This is a genomic window from Caballeronia grimmiae, assembly GCF_022879615.1.
Lineage (GTDB): Bacteria > Pseudomonadota > Gammaproteobacteria > Burkholderiales > Burkholderiaceae > Caballeronia > Caballeronia grimmiae.
Window position 1 is genome coordinate 708,955 of the sequence record NZ_CP084273.1, and the last position, 18,671, is coordinate 727,625.

General features: G+C 61.9%; 14 protein-coding genes and 1 pseudogene. 6 read left to right on the plus strand and 9 right to left on the minus strand.

All coding sequences use genetic code 11. From position 1 onward, the window contains the following. Positions 1–20 precede the first annotated feature (20 nt). The 4 genes from LDZ21_RS22490 to LDZ21_RS22505 are packed head-to-tail and all read left to right on the plus strand — an operon-like array spanning position 21 to position 3,269. Complete coding sequence (locus LDZ21_RS22490; RefSeq protein ID WP_244796190.1) at positions 21–827, plus strand: IclR family transcriptional regulator; 807 nt, start codon at positions 21–23, stop codon at positions 825–827. A 1-nt stretch (position 828) separates the two neighbouring features. Then, positions 829–1,641, plus strand: a complete 813-nt coding sequence (locus tag LDZ21_RS22495) for a 2-keto-4-pentenoate hydratase (protein WP_244796191.1) — start codon at positions 829–831, stop codon at positions 1,639–1,641. 9 nt (positions 1,642–1,650) lie between these two features. Beyond that, entirely contained in the window at positions 1,651–2,544 is an 894-nt protein-coding gene (locus LDZ21_RS22500) for a fumarylacetoacetate hydrolase family protein (RefSeq protein WP_244796192.1), read from the plus strand. 29 nt (positions 2,545–2,573) lie between these two features. Then, positions 2,574–3,269, plus strand: coding sequence for a hypothetical protein (locus LDZ21_RS22505; RefSeq protein ID WP_244796193.1), 696 nt, complete (start codon positions 2,574–2,576; stop codon positions 3,267–3,269). 348 nt (positions 3,270–3,617) lie between these two features. Here LDZ21_RS22505 and LDZ21_RS22510 read toward each other — a convergent pair whose 3' ends face one another. The 9 genes and pseudogenes from LDZ21_RS22510 to LDZ21_RS22550 all read right to left on the minus strand — a co-directional run bounded on the left by LDZ21_RS22510 (position 3,618) and on the right by LDZ21_RS22550 (position 16,339). Further along, positions 3,618–5,357, minus strand: a complete 1,740-nt coding sequence (locus LDZ21_RS22510) for an ABC transporter substrate-binding protein (RefSeq protein ID WP_244796194.1) — start codon at positions 5,355–5,357, stop codon at positions 3,618–3,620. A gap of 102 nt (positions 5,358–5,459) precedes the next feature. After that, the gene (locus LDZ21_RS22515) at positions 5,460–5,741 is read right to left on the minus strand and encodes a DUF2160 domain-containing protein (protein WP_244796195.1); all 282 of its coding nucleotides are present in this window, start codon (positions 5,739–5,741) and stop codon (positions 5,460–5,462) included. Next, positions 5,741–6,553, minus strand: a complete 813-nt coding sequence (locus LDZ21_RS22520; protein WP_244796196.1) for a carbohydrate ABC transporter permease — start codon at positions 6,551–6,553, stop codon at positions 5,741–5,743. Before LDZ21_RS22520 ends, LDZ21_RS22515 begins: the two co-directional genes overlap by 1 nt. Then, entirely contained in the window at positions 6,543–7,439 is an 897-nt protein-coding gene (locus LDZ21_RS22525; RefSeq protein ID WP_244796197.1) for a carbohydrate ABC transporter permease, read from the minus strand. Before LDZ21_RS22525 ends, LDZ21_RS22520 begins: the two co-directional genes overlap by 11 nt. Then, positions 7,436–8,560, minus strand: coding sequence for an ABC transporter ATP-binding protein (locus LDZ21_RS22530; RefSeq protein ID WP_244796198.1), 1,125 nt, complete (start codon positions 8,558–8,560; stop codon positions 7,436–7,438). The genes LDZ21_RS22525 and LDZ21_RS22530 overlap by 4 nt, the downstream gene beginning before the upstream one ends. After that, a complete protein-coding gene (locus LDZ21_RS22535) occupies positions 8,547–9,638 on the minus strand; it encodes an ABC transporter ATP-binding protein (RefSeq protein ID WP_244796199.1) in 1,092 nt (363 codons plus the stop codon). Before LDZ21_RS22535 ends, LDZ21_RS22530 begins: the two co-directional genes overlap by 14 nt. Before the next feature lie 754 nt (positions 9,639–10,392). Then, positions 10,393–10,785, minus strand: a complete 393-nt coding sequence (locus tag LDZ21_RS22540; RefSeq protein ID WP_244796200.1) for a RidA family protein — start codon at positions 10,783–10,785, stop codon at positions 10,393–10,395. A gap of 41 nt (positions 10,786–10,826) precedes the next feature. Continuing rightward, positions 10,827–11,465, minus strand: a pseudogene (locus tag LDZ21_RS22545) (isocitrate lyase/PEP mutase family protein); the annotation flags it as partial. 8 nt (positions 11,466–11,473) lie between these two features. After that, positions 11,474–16,339 carry an NAD-glutamate dehydrogenase gene (locus LDZ21_RS22550; RefSeq protein ID WP_244796201.1) on the minus strand — a complete coding sequence of 1,622 codons (4,866 nt, stop codon included), beginning with the start codon at positions 16,337–16,339 and terminating at the stop codon, positions 11,474–11,476. A 241-nt stretch (positions 16,340–16,580) separates the two neighbouring features. Here LDZ21_RS22550 and LDZ21_RS22555 point away from each other — a divergent pair, with 241 nt between their 5' ends. Beyond that, complete coding sequence (locus tag LDZ21_RS22555; protein ID WP_244796728.1) at positions 16,581–17,585, plus strand: NADP-dependent oxidoreductase; 1,005 nt, start codon at positions 16,581–16,583, stop codon at positions 17,583–17,585. A 166-nt stretch (positions 17,586–17,751) separates the two neighbouring features. Further along, positions 17,752–18,663 (plus strand): LysR family transcriptional regulator, encoded by a 912-nt coding sequence (locus LDZ21_RS22560; protein WP_244796202.1) that lies wholly within the window; start codon positions 17,752–17,754, stop codon positions 18,661–18,663. Positions 18,664–18,671: the final 8 nt, after the last annotated feature.

Consider the following 18,671-nt stretch of genomic DNA (forward strand, 5'->3'; position numbering starts at 1 on the left):
AGAATCATGTTACCTACATTATGAGAGTTGTCAAGGGAGCAGTTGACCGATCGCTTCAGGCGATTGAGTTGCTCGCGCGCCAAGCGCGCTGGATGCGCATGTCCGATATCGCTACTGAACTCGAGCTGGAGAAAGGACCCGCCCATCGAGTGCTTGCACAGCTGTGCGAGCAGGGCTGGGCCGAGCAGGATGAGCAGACGTCTCAGTACCGCTTGACGTTGAAGCTCTCTTTGCTCGGTCAGCAGTACCTGCATGGTCTAGGGCTACCCGGCTTGGTGCAGCCGATCCTCGACGAAGTCGCAGCGCAGTGCCACGAGCTAGTCCGGCTGACGGTGATCAATGAAGGGACCCTCGCGTGGCTCGCAGCGTCCCAGGGCGCGGCGCCCGGTCTCATGTATTCGCCGTCCATGCATAGTCCCATCGCGTTGCATGCAACATCAGTAGGGAAGGCGTGGTTGGCGGCGATGTCGAACGACGAAGCTATCGGGCACGCATTGCGTGGAGGACTCGGCAAGCCAAACGGCGCGGGCACGTCGAAGGCGATCAACAGCGTCGACCAGTTGATACCGGAACTCGAGCTGACCAGGCAGCGCGGCTATGGTCTGGTCGTCGAGGAGGCGGAGCCAGGTGTCGTCGCGATGGCCGTGACCGTGCGCTCGCTGACTGATGGGGCTGTAGTCGGAACCATGAGCATTGCAGGGCCGGTCTTACGCATACCGCCCCAGCGATACGACGCCTTCTACGCGCTTCTGCGCGAGGCATCCGCGAAGTTAGGAGCCGTCTGGCCGCGACAGGGCGTCGATGGGCGCGTCAACGAGGCGGCCTGAGATGCCAAACCCCGTTCATGCTTCTCAGCGCGTTGCCTCGTGGCATGAAAAGGCAGCGAGCATTCTCATTGCAGCGCGTTGTCAAGGCACGCAGGTAGACCGCCTGCCCGCCGAACTGCGGCCTTCAACGGTTGACGAGGGCTTCGCGATTCAGCAAAAGGTGAGTGATGCCTTTGGGCGCGAAACCGGTGCATGGAAATGCGCGCTGCCGACAGCGGGTAAGGTCATCGCCGCGCCGATTTACGCAAATCTGATCTACCGCAGCGTCGAATGCACCTTCACCGCTGGCTCGGTGCAGTCCAGGGTGAAGGCAGAGCCCGAACTCGCCTGTTTTATGAAACGGGACTTGCCGCCGCGAAGGGCCGCATACAGCGAAGCCGAGGTGCGCGATGCCCTAGGGGACGTGCACCTCGCGCTGGAATTGCTCGGCAGTCGCTACTCGCATCCGGCGTCCCTAACGTTTCCTGAATTGCTGGCGGATGGTTTGTTCAATGCGGGGCTTGTCATCGGGTCGCGCGTGGAACTCTCTGACGGCGCAACGCCGAACCAGCTTCCAGCCGAATTCACCATTAGCCTGACTGCTGCCGGTGAAGCTCCGGTGCGTCTTGAAGGCCGGCACCCTGATGGGAATGTCCTCTTGCCTATTGTGTGGCTAGCCAATTTTCTGAGCGAACGGGGTCTGGGATTGCAAACCGGTCAAGCGGTGATAACGGGCTCCTACGGGGGCGTGCTCGAGTTGCCGGCCGGCCGGCAGTTGCACATTGGATTCGGTGCTCTTGGTGTCTTGCCCATTCGTTTTATCTTTCCTGAATAGGAGTACTGAATGCGTCTCGTCCGTTTTGGCAATCCTGGCCAAGAGCGTCCTGGTGTCCTTGACTCGAGCGGAGCGATCCGCGACCTCAGCGGCATCGTCGGTGACATCGATGGAACAACTGTTTCGCCAGCAGCCCTGGACAAGCTGCGCCGACTCGACTTCGACAGCCTTCCTGTCGCGGAGGCGAACATGCGGCTTGGCGCTTGTGTTGGAAACGTTCGCAACCTTGTCTGCATCGGCCTGAATTACTCCGATCATGCCGCCGAAACCGATACGCCGATCCCGCGCGAACCCGTCGTGTTCAACAAACATACTGGATCAATAAGCGGGCCGAACGATCCGGTCATCTTGCCGACAGACGCGCAGAAACTGGATTGGGAGGTGGAATTAGGCGTCGTGATCGGCACACCCGCGTGGCAGATCGAGGAAGCAAGCGCGCTGGATCATGTGGCGGGTTACTGCCTTGCCAATGACGTTTCCGAGCGCGCATACCAGCTTGAACGTGAAGGCCAGTGGACCAAGGGCAAGAGCGGCTTATCGTTTGCGCCGCTCGGCCCATGGCTCGTGACGCGTGATGAAGTCCCCGACCCGCAAGTACTCGACCTGTGGCTCGACGTCAACGGCGCACGACGCCAGACTGGCAACACGCGCACGATGATCTTCGACGTCGCGCATATCGTTTCGTATCTGAGTCGTTTCATGCCGCTCATGGCTGGCGACGTCATCATCACCGGAACTCCGCCTGGCGTGGGCCTCGGGCAAAAGCCGCCTGTCTTCCTGAAAGCGGGCGATACGATGACCCTGGGCGGTAGCGGACTCGGCGAGCAAACGCAAAAGGTCGTGCCGTATTCGGAATCACTTGGCGCGGCGTGGAGCCGTGGCGAGTATCCGTCGGCACGATAAGACAACTTCATCCGCGAAAAGGAGAGGATATGAGCCTTGCTGGAACAGGCGTCGTTGCGATCTGGCATGATCTGCTGCCGGAAGCGAAGGATGAATTCTACGAGTGGCACAACCGCGAACACATGCCCGAGCGCGCCGGAATCCCTGGGTTCAGGCGCGGGCGGCGTTACATCGCGCTGGACTCCGGTCCCGAGTACTTCAATCTTTATGAAGCCGACACCGTAGAGGTGCTCGGCGCACAGGACTATCTTCTTCGGTTGAATTCGCCGACTCCGTGGACGAAGCGGGTCGTCCCCTCGTTTCGCAGCGTGGCGCGCTCCATCTGCCATGTAGCTTATTCAGATGGTGTCGGACAAGGTGCCTATCTTGTGACGGTGCGTTTCGACGTGCCTTCGACGTCGCGGACAGAAGTCGTGAAAAGTCTGCGTCAGCGCGTCCTGCCAGTGCTTGTCGACATGGCGGACATTACCGGAGTCCACCTTTGCCTGGCCGATGAGGCAGTCAGCAACGTGGAGACAGCGGAGAAGCGGGCACGTTCCGACAGCACTCAAGTGCCGACATGGATCGTCTTGATTGAAGGATGCCGTCCTGACCGCGTTCGTGCAGCGGTCGACGCTTTCAATGCCGGACTCGTCGCTCTGCATGGCCTCGGGACAGCCAGGGCTGATTGCACGCTCTATCAGCTCGAGTACACGCGCTGCAAGACGCCGTGGAGCGCCGGGTGAAGGGTTGTTTGTACCTTTAAAGCAGAAGGCGCGGCACCGCGGCATACCCCGCCGGTCTCGGTGCGGCAGAGAAGGGCCGCGGTCACACGTTGGTGCGATCGGCGGCCTGCCTTGCGATGGCCGACATGGGTGACGACGAGAAATTGAGCGTCGCCCAACTCCACGAGCAGGCCGGCAGCATGCAGATTCGGACCGCCGTCCGGGAGTATCGCTGTCTCCGCTGCTGCCCGTACCAGCTCGCTCGTCGATGATCGTTCCGGCCGCATGCCGAAGGTCTAGCAACCATAGAAAAGGCGGCACTATGAAGCGCCGCCCATTCATAAAAGCCCCAGGGCACCGTCAGAAATACTACCGCACCTTGCCCGCCTTCCAGGCCGACAGCAGTTGCTCATACTTCACTGTTTCGCCTTTGGGTTTTTCGTTGGCAAGCCGCTTCCACGGCGCGTGCTGGTCGGACAGCCACTTGGACGGATCGCTTGGCGGATTGAGTTCCGGCGCGCAAACCTTCATCCCGGCCCGCTGCAAACGGGACAACACCTGGTCCATTTCCTTCGCGAGGTTGTCCATTGCAGCCTGCGGAGTTTTTTCACCGGCGACAGCAGTGCCGACGTTCTTCCACCAGAGTTGCGCCATCTTCGGATAGTCGGGCACGTTGTTGCCGGTCGGCGTCCACGCGACGCGCGCCGGGCTGCGATAGAACTCGATCAGGCCGCCGTACTTGTCCGCGTTTTTCGTGAAGTAGTCGCTATGAATGTCGGAGTCGCGAATGAACGTGAGACCGACAATCGACTTCTTGAGCGACACGCTCTTCGACGTCACGAACTGCGCGTACAGCCACGCGGCGGCTCGCTGATTCGGCGGCGTCGACTTGAAGAACGTCCAGGAACCGACGTCCTGATACCCGTTCTGCATGCCGTCCTTCCAGTAAGCGCCATGCGGGGACGGCGCCATGCGCCACTTCGGCGTGCCGTCCGCATTCGTGACGTTGCCCGGCTTGAGCATCGACGCGGTGAACGCGGTGTACCAGAACACCTGTTGCGCGATCCGGCCTTGCGCGGGCACAGGGCCAGCCTCGCTGAAGGTCATGCCCGACGCTTCCGGCGGTGCGTATTTCTTGAGCCAGTCGATGTACTTGGTCGTCGCGTAGACCGCTGCCGGGCTGTTGGTGCCGCCGCCGCGCGATACCGACGCGCCTACCGGATGACAGCCGTCAGGCGTCACGCGAATGCCCCACTCGTCGACGGGCATGCCGTTCGGAATCCCTTTGTCGGCTTCGCCCGCCATGGAAAGCCATGCGTCCGTGAAGCGCCAGCCGAGCGACGGGTCTTTCTTGCCGTAATCCATATGACCGTAAACTTTCTCCCCGTCGATATTTTTCACATCGTTGGTAAAGAATTCGGCGATGTCTTCATACGCCGACCAGTTGACCGGCACGCCGAGATCGTAGCCGTATTTCGCCTTGAACTTGTCCTGGAAATCCTTGCGTGCGAACCAGTCCGCGCGGAACCAGTAAAGGTTCGCGAACTGCTGGTCGGGAAGCTGATAGAGTTTTTTGTCAGGCGCGGTCGTAAAACTAGTGCCGATAAAGTCTTTCAGGTCAAGACCGGGGTTGGTGTATTCCTTGCCTTCGCCTGTCATGTAATCGGATAGCGGAACGATCACGCCATAGCGATAGTGCGTGCCGATCAAGTCCGAGTCCGAGATCCAGCCGTCGTAAATGCTTTGCCCGGATTGCATCGAGGTCTGCAATTTCTCGACGACGTCGCCTTCCTGAATGATGTCGTGCTTGACCTGAATACCGGTAATTTCACTAAACGCGGCGGCGAGCGTTTTGGATTCGTACGTATGCGTGTCGATGGTTTCCGACACTACATGAACCTCCTTGACGCCTTTCGATTTGAGTTTCGCTGCGGTGTCGATGAACCATTTCATCTCGTCCATCTGCTGCTGTTTCGAAAGCGTGCTTGGTTGAAACTCACTGTCCACCCATTTCTGCGCCTCAGGCGTGCCCGCCAGAGCCTGACTCGCGAAGACGCCTGACACGATGCTTCCCAATGCCAGTGCGACGATCCGTCTCCTCTGATGCATGGTCTTCTCCTGTGTCTTTTGTGCCCCTTCGACCTGGTCGGCATCCGCTCGGGGCATCAGCGGAGCCGGCAGTTGCCAGTCTTCGTTGCATGCTTCCGCTTTCTAGCCCTTCCACATGATCGCGAGCACCACCAGCACCGAAGCCGCGAAGCCCGGCCAGGAACTCGAGCCCTCGGCGCTGATTGCGAGCCACGCGAGATTGACATACGCGGCAGCTAAAAGGCCGATAAACAGGCGATCACCGCGAGTCGTCGCGATAGGAAGAAAGCCCTTGCGTTCATGAGTTGGCGAGCGCAGTTCCCATACCGTCATGCCGCCCAGCATGACGACTATGCAGGCGAAGAAGATCGCTACCTCGGGAGTCCAGTACATCCAGGTGAACATCACACCCTCCCCATCGCGAAGCCCTTCGCAATGTAGTTGCGCACGAAGTAGATCACCAGCGCGCCGGGCACGATAGTCAGCACGCCCGCCGCCGACAGCACGCCCCAGTCCATGCCGGCCGCCGACACGGTCCGCGTCATCACCGCGGCGATAGGTTTCGCGTTGACCGACGTCAGCGTGCGCGCGAGCAGAAGTTCGACCCAGCTGAACATGAAGCAGAAAAAAGCCGTGACGCCGACGCCCGACTTGATGAGCGGCAGGAAGATTTTCACGAAGAAAGCGGGAAACGTATAACCGTCTATGTACGCGGTTTCGTCTATCTCTCGCGAGACGCCCGACATGAAGCCTTCGAGAATCCACACGGCAAGGGGCACGTTGAACAGCATGTGCGCAAGTGCGACGGCAATATACGTGTCGGTCAGGCCGACGCTCGAATAGAGTTGAAAAAACGGCAGCAAAAACACGGCGGGCGGCGTCATGCGGTTGGTGAGCAGCCAGAAGAACATGTGCTTGTCGCCGAGAAAGCGATATCGCGAGAACGCGTACGCGGCAGGCAGCGCGACCAGCACAGACATCACCGTGTTCATTAGCACGTAGATGATCGAATTGATGTAACCCCAGTACCACGAAGGATCAGTGAAGATCACCTTGTAGTTGTCGAACGTCACGTGCTGCGGCAGCGTCGCGAACGTCGACATGGTTTCCTCGTTCGTGCGCAGTGAGATCGAAACCATCCAGTAAAGCGGAATCAGCGCGAACAGCATATAGACGACGAGCATCAACGTCCGCATCCAGCGGCGCCTATCCTGCATGGTCGTCTCCTTGCGCGGCGGGTCCACCTTTGCCCACGCGGCTCATCCAGTTATACAGAATGAAGCACAGCAGCAGAATAATCAGGAAATAGATCAGCGAGAAAGCCGCAGCCGGGCCAAGATCGAACTGACCGACCGCTTTCTGGGTCAGATACTGACTAAGGAATGTCGTGGAATTGCCGGGACCGCCGCCTGTCAGCACGAACGGCTCGGTGTAGATCATGAAGCTGTCCATGAAGCGCAACAGCACGGCGATCATCAGCACGCCGCGCATCTTCGGCAATTCGATATAGCGGAATACCGCAAAGCGGCTTGCGCCATCTATTTCCGCAGCCTGATAGAAGGCGTCCGGAATCGCGCGCAAGCCCGCATAGCACAGCAGCGCGACGAGCGGGGTCCAGTGCCAGATGTCCATCACCAGCACGGTGATCCATGCAGCCGTCGGACTCGCCGTGTAGTTGTAGTCGAAGCCAAGACCGTTGAGCCAGTAGCCGAGCAGTCCGATATCCGGCCGCCCAAAGATCTGCCAGATCGTGCCCACCACGTTCCACGGAATCAGCAACGGCATGGCAAGCACGACGAGTGTGGCCGATGCGCGCCATCCCGACGCCGGCATCGACAGTGCGAGGCCCACGCCCAATGGGATCTCGAACAGCAAAACGCACGCCGAGAAAATGACTTGTCTGCCGAGCGCTTCGCGCAAATCCGGATCGGTCATGATGTTGCGAAACCACTCCGTGCCGACGAACACATGCTGCGTCGGTCCGATAATGTCCTGCACCGAGTAGTTGACCACCGTCATCAGCGGCAGGATCGCGGAGAACGCGACGCAGATGAACACCGGAATGACCAGCAGCCATGCTTTCTGATTGACGGGCTTGTTCATCGCGCGGCTCCTTCGGCGCGGCGTGTTTCGATTCTTTCGTCGTTGCAGAAGTAGACGGTTTCAGGCGCAACCAGATGCACCCAGGCAGGTCCGTCGACAACCCGCAAGTGCGGCTCGAGTCGCGCGTTGAAAACATGGCCGTCGCATTGCGCGGTGACCAGTTGATAGTTGCCGAGCTGCTGCGCGCGCAGCACCCGTCCGTTGATCGCGCCGGTTCCTCCTTCCTGCGAGAGGCGGACGAATTCCGGGCGAATCCCCAATTTGAGCGCGCCGTTCATCTGCTGATGCGCGCCGCGTAGCGTCGCGAGCGTGCCGGCGTCGAGCGGCAAGCGCTGCGAGCCGATTTTCGCGCCGTCGGCGTCTAGCTCGACCGGACAAAGGTTCATGCCGGGACTGCCGATGAAGTAGCCAACAAAAGCGTGATCCGGCCGCAGAAAAAGCGCATCGGCTCCCCCCTTCTGAACGACGCGGCCATCGGTCATCACCACGACTTCGTCGGCAAAAGTCAGCGCTTCTACCTGATCGTGCGTCACGTAGATGAGCGTGAGCTTGAGTTGCTGATGGATCTTCTTCAACTGGCGGCGCAGCATCCACTTCATCGCGGGGTCGATCACAGTCAACGGTTCGTCGAAGAGAATCGCCGCGACGTCCTTGCGCACCAGGCCGCGCCCGAGCGATATCTTCTGCTTTGCGTCGGCGGCCAGATTGCTCGCCTTGAGCGGCAGGTCGCGCGTCATATCGAGAATCTCCGCGACTTCGTGCACGCGCTTCGTGACCTCGGCGGCTGACAACTTGCGATTTCGCAGCGGAAACGCGAGGTTATCGAATACGCTCATGGTGTCGTAGACCACGGGGAACTGGAACACCTGGGCGATGTTGCGCTGACGTGCGCCCAGCGCCGTCACGTCGCGTCCGTCGAACAACACCTTTCCCTCCGACGGCTTGACGAGCCCCGAAACGATATTCAGCAGCGTGGTCTTGCCGCAACCCGATGGACCGAGCAACGCATATGCGCCGCCGTCATCCCAGACCATGCTCATGGGTTGAAGCGCGTAGTCGTCGACCGTCGCGGGGTTCGGTCGGTACGCGTGCGCGAGATCTTGGAACTCAATGCGCGCCATAAGCTGCCTCCGGGCTGGACACCAGCTGGGTCTCTGCGCCGAACACGAACAGTTCTCGAGGATCGATGAAAACATCGAGCTGCGTGCCCAGCTCGATCTGATGCACGCCCTGCAGTTGCGCAACCAGGTTGACCGCGCCGGTCAGCGTGCGCAAGTGCAGGTACGTTTCGGAGCCGCTCAGTTCAGCGAGTTCGAGCCGGCACGGAACGGCGATCGCATGAGCGTCCTTCGCCCGAAGACGCAGATGCCCCGGCCGGATGCCAATGCGGCACGCGCCGTTCACGGCGGGACCATGCTGCAGCGGAACCTCCACGCCGATCGGCAGACGCGCGCGGCCGTTGCCGCAGTCGCTCGTCAGCATGTTCATCGGCGGGTCGTTGAAAACGGCTGCGGCCGCGACGTTGGCCGGTGCGTTATAGACATCGAGAGTGGGACCGAACTGCAGAATCTGGCCTTTATCGACGATCGCGGTATAGCCGCCCAGCAGCAACGCTTCGAGAGGTTCGGTAGTCGCGTAGACGACGGTAGTGTTGCCGTCGGCGAAAAGCGTTGCCAGTTCCATGCGCAATTCCTCGCGCAGCTTGTAATCGAGATTGACGAGCGGCTCGTCGAGCAGCACCAGCGACGTACGCTTCACGAGCGCACGCGCGAGCGCGCAGCGCTGCTGCTGGCCGCCTGACAGTTCGCCCGGCCGCCGCTCCAGCAAATGATCGATATGCAGTTTGGCTGCGACTTCCCGCACGCGCCGGCGGATTTCAGCAGGGTCGGTCTTCTGCAGGCGCAAAGGCGAGGCGATGTTTTCGGCAACCGTCATCGCCGGGTAGTTGATGAACTGCTGATAAACCATCGCGAGATTACGCTCGCGGACGCTGACGCCTGTCACGTTCTGGCCGTCGACGAGCACGCGGCCGTCGGTCGGCCTGTCCAGACCCGCCATCACGCGCATCAGCGTGGTTTTACCAGCCTGCGTGGGTCCGAGAAGCACATTGATGGCGCCTGGGACGAGGCGCAAATCCACGCCGTACAAATACGGCTGCCCGCCAGAAACGACACTGACTCGCTCCAGTTCCAGAACCAAATCGCTCTCCTTTGCGGCGTGCGCGACGCCAGGCGAAGAGGCGGCGCTTTAAGGTGGCGTCAATTGGGTTGCGCTTGGATTACGTGCAGCAGCCAAAATGTCCCTTTTGTTGGTTTCCGTTTAAATCGGGGTAAACCTTACGACAGGATGAATTAGAGAACTTGCTCGGCGCGTTGGAGATGATCGACATGAGATTCTGAAAATGTAATGTGACTCCTTTTTCAGCACGCGACGTCGGCGTTCCGTGATGCAGCAGTTCTCGCAAGGCGGTCTTTGCGCGTCATCGTAGCGGTGGGCGCTATCCATCTCGATAGTGACGAGCGAGTTGCTGAGGCCCATCGCTCGCACCCGGAATCGCCATTGGCGTGACGTTACGCATCGTTGGTCGCATCGCTGAGGCTGTGCGTACGCGATCATTCGCGAAAGCGGTGGACGAGTGGATTCGGCAGACAATGCCAGATTGCCAGAGCCACCGGGAAGAGGCTTTCTTCCTAAGTGTCGCGAAGTCATTCAGACGGCGGTTCCGTTGAGATAACGGTCATTGACCGTGGTCTTCAGCCAGTGACGGGAACAAGCGGGTGAATCATGCGCAATACGGCAGAAAGATCGCCTGACCCGATGTCGAGAAGTGACGCGCATCGGCGACGCGATCTCGCCCGTCGCAGGCGCGATCGCGGCGAGGCCAAAATTTATGGTTGAGTGCCGCTTCGATCTGAGTGTCGGTCGAGCGAGCCATGGCCGTGCGCAACACGGCTCAAACCGCTGCAATGCAATGAACCTCGATATCGAAACGTCCGGGCCATGCGGGCACGTTCACGAAGATGCGAGCCGGTGGCTGCGGGCCGAAGAATCGTGCATGGATTTCATTGACGATCGGGAACATCTCGACGGAGGTGCAGTAGACGTTGCACTTGAGCACCTGGTCGAGCGACGATCCGCCGGTTTCGACACAGAGCTTCAGTTGCTCCAGCACGCGCCGAGTCTGCTGTTCGATCGGCGCATCCAGCACTTCGCCTGTCTGCGGATCGAATGGCGGCAAGCCCGACACGTAAAGCGTGTCGCCGTGACGCGTGGCAACGGAGGTGGGCGCCTTCCAGCGCTCGAGCCAAGTCGACAGTGGTTCAACACGGATGATCTCGCGAGCCATGTGTTTCTCCTCGAGCAGGCGAGCGATGTGAACGGCGCGCCTCAGGCGCCGCGAGCGAACAGTGCATTGAGATCCGAACCCAGTGGAGCATCTGCGAAGCCGTCGAAACGTCCGTCCGAGAGCGCCTGCGCGGCGCGCATGAAGCCGCCCCCGGCGCTCCGCGCGAGTGCGCCGCCCACGCTGACGCGTCGCACGCCCAGCGCTGCCAGTTCGGGCAATGTCAGGGCCGAGTTCGCGCCAATCAGCACGTTGACCGGTTTCGGCGATACCGCCGCGACGACGGCCTCGATCTCTTCGCGCGTGCGGATGCCCGGCGCGTACAGGCAATCCGCGCCAGCCGCTGCGTAAGCCTTGAGACGCTTGAGCCTGTCGTTGAGGTCTGGGACACCAACGAAAAAATTCTCCGCGCGGCCGATCAGCAGCGTAACGCCACCGCTATCGTCGATCGCTTGCCGCGCCGCCGCGAGCCGCGCCACGGTGATCTCTATCGGTCACAGAGGCGCGGCGGCATCGCCGGTTGCATCTTCGATCGACAGGCCAGCCACGCCGGTGGCGACCGCGAGTTTCACGCTCTCGGCAACGCCGGCCATATCGTCGCCGAAGCCGCTTTCGAACTCCGCATTGACCGGCAGATCGGTGGCCTCGACCATCGCGCGCAAGTGCGCGAGGATGTCTTCGCGGCTCGCCTCTAAGCCCGCTCCAGCACCGCCATCTCGCGCACCACGACCAGCAGCATCGAAAGACTCGCGCCGCCGCTGGCCCGCAGTTCCGCGAGCAGACGCGTATAGCGATCGAGCGCATCTTGCCGACGGGCGCGCCAGTTCTCGACGATCACGTCGGCCTCGTCGATGCCGCGTGATGCTTCGAGCGCGCTCACCGTCAACGCGCGCTTGAGACGCGCCAGTTCTTCGAGCGCCGCTGCACGCGCCAGCAAATCCCAGTGCGTCGAGATCGGCAGCGCCATCGCGCGTTCGGCGATGCCGCGATAGTCCAGCAGCGTGCCGATGCCGAAATACACGCTCGCGACCAGTTCCAGACTGCGCTCGGAGCATGCCGCGACTTCCGCGCTGTCCAGCACCGCCGTGGCGATATCGCCGCTTGCCACGCGCGCCGCGATGCTGCTTTCGACGCCCGCATCCTCCAGTTCGCGCCGGCGTCCATACCATGCGTCGAGCTGCGCCGCGGGCAAGAGCGCCGGCAATTGCGGCGCAAGCCGCTGCGCCGCCTCGCGGCAACGCGCGAGCAAGCCCTTCACCTCATGCGCGCTGGCGCCGCTGCGCCCGAGTTGCCGCAGGAACCACAGCGACGTTTCATCGAGCAGGCGCACGACATCGACGAACATGCGCGCCTGCACTTCATCCGCGACGATATTGTCCAGCGCGTCGATGCGGCGCCACAGGTCGTCGAGATCGAAGACATCGCGCGACATCAGCGCGGCGCGCACGATATCGCTGGGGCGCGCATCGGTTTCCTCCATCAGCCGATGCACGAAGGTGCAGCCCACGCGATTCACCAGCGCATTGGTCAGATGCGTCGCGAGAATCTCGCGCTTGAGCGGATGGCGCTGCATCGCTTCGCTATAGCGTTGCTGCAGGGGCGTCGGGAAGTATTCGGGCAGCATGCCGGCGACGAGCGCGTCTTCCGGCACGTCGGATTCCAGCAGCTCGTCGTAGAGCCACATCTTTCCGTAAGCGAGCAGCACCGCGCGTTCGGGCGATGTCAGCCCGGACTTCGCCGCCGCGCGCTCGGCGATGTCATCGTCGTTCGGCAGAAACTCGACGCGCCGCTTGAGCCGCCCCGCGCGTTCGAGATAGCGCATCATGCGCGCTTCGGCATCGAGCGTTTCGGCGACATAGCGCTTGGCAATGGAAAGCGCCTGCGTCTGCGCGTAGTTGTCCTTCAGCACCAGCAGGCCGACTTCGTCGGTCATCTCGGCGAGCAGCGCGTTGCGTTGCTTCTCGGTCATCTCGCCGTCCGCGACCACGAGCCCGAGCAAAATCTTGATGTTGACCTCGTGATCCGAACAGTCGACGCCCGCGGAATTGTCGATTGCATCCGTGTTGATGCGCCCGCCGTGCTGCGCGAACTCGATGCGTCCCAGTTGCGTCAGGCCGAGATTGCCGCCTTCCGCGACGACCTTCACGCGCAGCTCCGCGCCGTTGACGCGCACGCCGTCGTTGGTGCGGTCGCCGACTTGCTGATGCGTCTCCGCGCTCGACTTTACATACGTGCCGACGCCGCCGTTATAGAGCAGGTCCGCCTGCGCGAGCAGGATCGCGCGAATCAGCTCGTTCGGCGCGAGCACGGATGCGTTGATGCCCAGCGCCGCCTGCACTTGCGGCGACACCGGAATTGACTTCGCGGTGCGCGGATACACGCCGCCGCCAGTCGAAATCAGCGAGGCGTCGTAATCGGCCCAGCTGGAGCGCGGCAACGCGAAGAGGCGTGCGCGTTCCTCGAAACTCGTTGCGGCATCGGGCGCTGGATCGAGGAATACATGCCGATGATCGAACGCCGCGATCAGCCGGATATGGCGCGACAGCAGCATGCCGTTGCCGAACACGTCGCCCGACATGTCGCCGATGCCGACCACGGTGAAGTCGGCGGTCTGCGTATCGAAGTTCATCTCGCGGAAATGGCGCTTCACCGACTCCCACGCGCCGCGCGCAGTGATGCCCATCTTCTTGTGGTCGTAGCCGACCGAACCGCCGGACGCGAACGCATCGTCGAGCCAGAAGCCGTATTCGCGCGCGATCGCGTTGGCGTAGTCGGAGAACGTGGCCGTGCCTTTGTCCGCGGCGACCACGAGATACGGATCGTCGGGATCGTGGCGCACCACGTCGGGCGGTGGCACGATGCCATCGGGCGTGCGGTTGTCGGTCACGTCGAGCAGGCCGCGCAGGAACATCTGATAGCACGCGACGCCTTCGGCAAGGAACGCTTCGCGGTCCGTGACGGGCGGCGGATTCTTCACGACGAAGCCGCCTTTCGATCCCACCGGCACGATCACCGTGTTCTTCACCATCTGCGCCTTCATGAGACCGAGCACTTCGGTGCGGAAATCCTCGCGCCGGTCCGACCAGCGCAGCCCGCCGCGCGCCACGCGCCCGCCGCGCAAATGCACGCCTTCCACGCGAGGCGCATAGACCCAGATTTCGAACATCGGCCTGGGCTCGGGCAGGCCCGGCACTTTCGACGGATCGAGCTTGAACGACACATAAGGACGCGGCTGGCCGTTTGCTTCGCGACGAAAATGATTCGTGCGCACGGTCGCCGTGATGACGCCGAAGAACTGGCGCAGGATGCGGTCCTCATCGAGATTCGGCACCTGGTCCAGCGCCGCTTCGATATCCGCGAGCACGCGCTCGGCGGCCTTCTCGCGATCCTCGGCAGCGCCGCCGCGCGCAGGATCGAAACGCACCATGAACAATTGCAGCAACTTTTTCGCGATCAGCGGATTGCCGATCAGCGCGCGTTCGATATACGCATCGCTGAATGTCGAACCGACCTGTCGCAGGTACTTCGCGTAGGCGCGCAGGATGGTCACGTCGCGCGAGCCGAATTCCGCGCGCAGCACGAGCCGGTTGAAGTCGTCGTTTTCGATCTCGCCCGACCACACGCTGGCGAAGGCGTTTTCGAACAGCGGCTTCACGCGGTCGATATCGAAGCCGACATCGTCCTGCAACTCGAGGCCGAAGTCGTGAATCCAGGCGTTCGGCGCGCCGGTCGGCTCGATCAGATACGGACGCTCCTCATCGACGCGCACGCCGAGATGTTCGAGCATTGGCAAGCTGTGCGACAGCGCAATCGGATCGCCCGCGCGATACACCTTGAAGCGGAACGCGCGCCGCCCGGCTTCGATCGGCCGATAGAGACTCATCGACAAGCCGCCGGGCTGCGTATGCGCGGCCTCGATGAGTTCGATGTCGCGCACCGCCGTGCGCGCCGGATAATCCTCGCGATAACCGGCCGGGAACGAATCCGCATAGCGTTGCAGCAGCCGGTTGCCTGCTTCTTCGCCGTGACTGTCGATCAGCGCATCGGCGAGATCGTCCTGCCAGCGGCGCGCCACCTGCACGATGCGCGTTTCGAGTTCACGCGTATCGACTTCGGGCATGGCGCCGCGATCCGCGCGCACGACGATATGAATGCGCGCCAGCGGCGACTCGGATAGCAGCGGCGTGAACTCGATGCTCTTGCCGTTGAACGCCTCCATCAGCACTTTGCTGATGCGCCGGCGCAGATCGGTGTTGAACTTGTCGCGCGGCACGAACACGAGACAGGACACGAAGCGGTCGAAGCGGTCGCGTCGCACGAACAGGCGCGTGCGTTGATGTTCCTGCAGACGCAGCACGCCGAGCGCGATTTCGAACAGCACGTCTTCGTCGGCCTGAAAGAGCTCGTCGCGGGGATATTGCTCCAGCACCGTGATGAGCGATTTCGCCAGATGGCCTTTTTCGAGGAAACCCGCGCGCCGCACGATGTTCGCGCACTTGCGCCGCACGATCGGAATTTCCGAGGTCGGCACGAGATACGCGGTGGAGGTGTATAGCCCGAGAAAACGCCGCTCGCCTGTCACCTTGCCGTCCGCCGACGTGCGCTTCACGCCGACATAGTCGAGATAGCCCGGACGATGCACCGTCGCGCGTGAGTTGGCCTTGGTCAGAAAGATCGGCGCCGCGCTTTCGATGATCGAGGCCGCGCCCGCAGGCAGCGGCGTCAGATCGCCGGGAGGCGTCGGGCGCAAGTTCTCGCGCAGGATGCCCATTCCGGAACCGGGCACGCCGCGCAGCGCGAAGCCGCCGTCGTGTTCGACGAGGTCGTAATCGCGGCTGCCCAGAAATGTGAAATGGTCCGCGACCATCCATTCGAGGAACGCACGCGATTCGATGCCGTCGGGTGTGGTGTCGCGCGTCCTGAGTTCGCCGATCGCGGCGCGCGCGGCGTCGATCACCTTGGGCCAGTCCTCGACCGCCGCGCGCACATCGCCGAGCACGCGCGCGATGTTGTCGCGCACTTCGTCGAGGCGTTCGGCGTCGCTGCAACGATCCACTTCGAAATGGATGAACGATTCGAGTTCGGAATGGCCGTCGCCCGCTTCGGCGTGGCCCGGGCCGATGCGCTCGATCTCGCCCGCATGCGGACCCGTGCTCGAACGCCAGACGCGGAACACCGGATGAATCGCCGAATGCAGCGCGAGGCCGAGGCGGTTCAGCTCCATCGTCACGGAATCGACGAGAAACGGCATGTCGTCGTTGACGATTTCCACCACCGTGTGATCCGAATGCCAGCCGTGCTGCTCCAGATTCGGGTTATACACGCGCAGCACCTCGCGCCCGCGCACGAACTTCTGCGCCGTCTGCCAGTGCGCCATGGCCGCGCCGTAGAGATCGGCGACATCGCGGCTCGCGATGTCCTCGACATCCACCTGTTCGTAGTAATAGCGCAGCAGCGGCTCGATGACCTGGAAGGCCGGCTCAGGCATTCGCCCGCGTGCGAACTCCAGTAGATCGTTGATGAGGCGTTCGACTCGCGCTTCGTTTCTGACGAGCATGGTGTCCTCCCGAGGCTGGCGCTTGATTGGAGCCTGCTTGTTCCGAGTGCATGCCGATTATGCGCCGCACCGGGCGTTTGGCCTTGCTTCGGCCATGTGCGCTTGCACAACTTCCACGATAGTCGCGCCGCATGAACGCCGCGGGACATTGGCTTTCGGCTATCGTCAAACGAATCGTGACTGCCGCGTTGCGTGCTGCTGCGCTACGATGGAAACCCGCACCTCAGACCGGAGAGACAAGATGGCCGATGTACACAACAATTGCCGCATCCTGCTGGCGTCACGGCCGGAAGGGGAGGCGACGACTGCGAATTTCAAGCTGGTCGAAACGCCGCTCGCGCCGTTGAACGATGGGGAAGTGCGCGTGCGCAACCACTATCTGTCGCTCGATCCGTACATGCGCGGCCGGATGAGCGACGCCAAGTCTTACGCTGATCCGCAGCCGCTCAACGAGGTGATGATCGGCGGGACGGTCGGTGAAGTAACAGAGTCACGCAATCCCTCATTCAATGTCGGCGACAAGGTGGTCGGGGTGGGCGGCTGGCAGGAATACAGCACGTCGGACGGCACAGAGCTTCGTGTCGTGGATGCCGCGCGCGTCCCGCTCTCGGCGTATCTCGGCGCAGTCGGCATGCCGGGCGTGACGGCATGGTTCGGGCTCAACCGCATCATCGAGGCGAAGGCGGGCGAAACCATCGCGGTTAGCGCGGCAAGCGGCGCCGTGGGCAGTGTCGTCGGCCAACTGGCCAAGGCGGCAGGCTGCCGCGCGATCGGCATTGCGGGCGGCCCGGAGAAATGCCGCTATGTCGTCGAGACGCTGGGTTTTGACGCGTGCGTGGACTATAAGGCAGGCAAGCTGCGCGACGCCCTGGAAGCCGCGGCGCCGGAAGGCATCGACGGGTACTTCGAAAACGTCGGCGGCGATGTGCTCGACGCCGTGCTCGAACAGATGAACGCTCATGGGCGCATCGCCTTGTGCGGCATGATCTCGGGATACGACGGCCAGCCCGTGCCGATCAGGACGCCGACGATCTTTCTCCGGCAAAGGCTCAAACTGCAGGGCTTCATCGTGACCGAGCACATGGACGTGTGGCCGCAAGCCCTTAAAGAACTTGGCGAGCGCGTCGCGTCGGGGAAGCTACTGTTCCGTGAAAGCATCGCTGAAGGTCTCGAAGCCGCGCCGGAGGCGTTCCTCGGCATGCTGCGCGGAAAGAATTTCGGAAAGCAGTTGGTCAAGCTGATCTAGACGCATGACGCCCTTCGCAATGGAGGGCGCGAGCTTCATTAAAGCGCGACGTATATCGCAGAGCATCGGATTGCGTCGCGCGGTCCTCGTGCAATTCCCGGTATGACAAGCCACCGGCGCTGGCTATGATGCTGCCTTTAATCTCGCTTACGCTCGTATCGCGGATATGAAGGACGAACGCCTCGTCGAAATGAAGATATTCCGGGCCGTCGCGGAAACCGGCGGCTTCACCGCCGCGGCGCTCACGCTCGATCTTCAGCAACCTTATGTCAGCCGCGCCGTCTCGAATCTCGAGAAACGCCTTGGTGTGGCGCTACTCAGGCGCTCGACGCGCCGTCTACAGGTCACGCAGGAAGGTCACCAGTACCTCGCACTGTGCAAGCGCATTCTCGATGACATCGAGGTCGCGGAGGCGCAACTGTCTCGCGCGAGTCAACACATGACCGGCGCCATCCGCGTGACCGTGGCGACTTCATTCGGCATGGATCAGATCGTGCCGCTCATTCCCGGCTTTCTCGAACGCTATCCGGGCTTGCGCGTTCGGCTGTCGCTATCCGATACGCTCGCAGATGTGATCGGCGAAGGATTCGATGTTGCGATCCGCATGGGCAGCTTGCAGGACTCGAATCTGGTCAGCCGCAAGCTGTGTCATCTGCAGCGCGTGGTGACCGCGTCGCCTTCCTATCTCGCGCGTCACGGTGTGCCTTCGGTGCCGGCCGATCTCGCCAATCACAACTGCCTGATGTGGGAGCCGCCAATGGACCATCTGAACCATTGGCCGTTCATGGTCGACGGCGAACGCACGTCCATGCTCATCAACGGAAACTTCCAGACGAGCAGCGGCGTGAGTTCGGTTTATATGTGTCTCGCGGGCGTCGGCATCACGCGCATGGCGGAGCATATGGTGCTGCCTTCGATTCGCAGCAACATGCTCGTGCCGCTTCTGACCGACTTCCAGCCAAGCGACGAAACCGCGATTTATGCGCTGTATCCGCGAGATTCGTCGCTTCATCCGCGCGTGCGCGCGTTCATCGACTATGTGGGGGAAAAGCTCAAGCGGCCGCCGTGGGCCGCTTAAGCGATGGC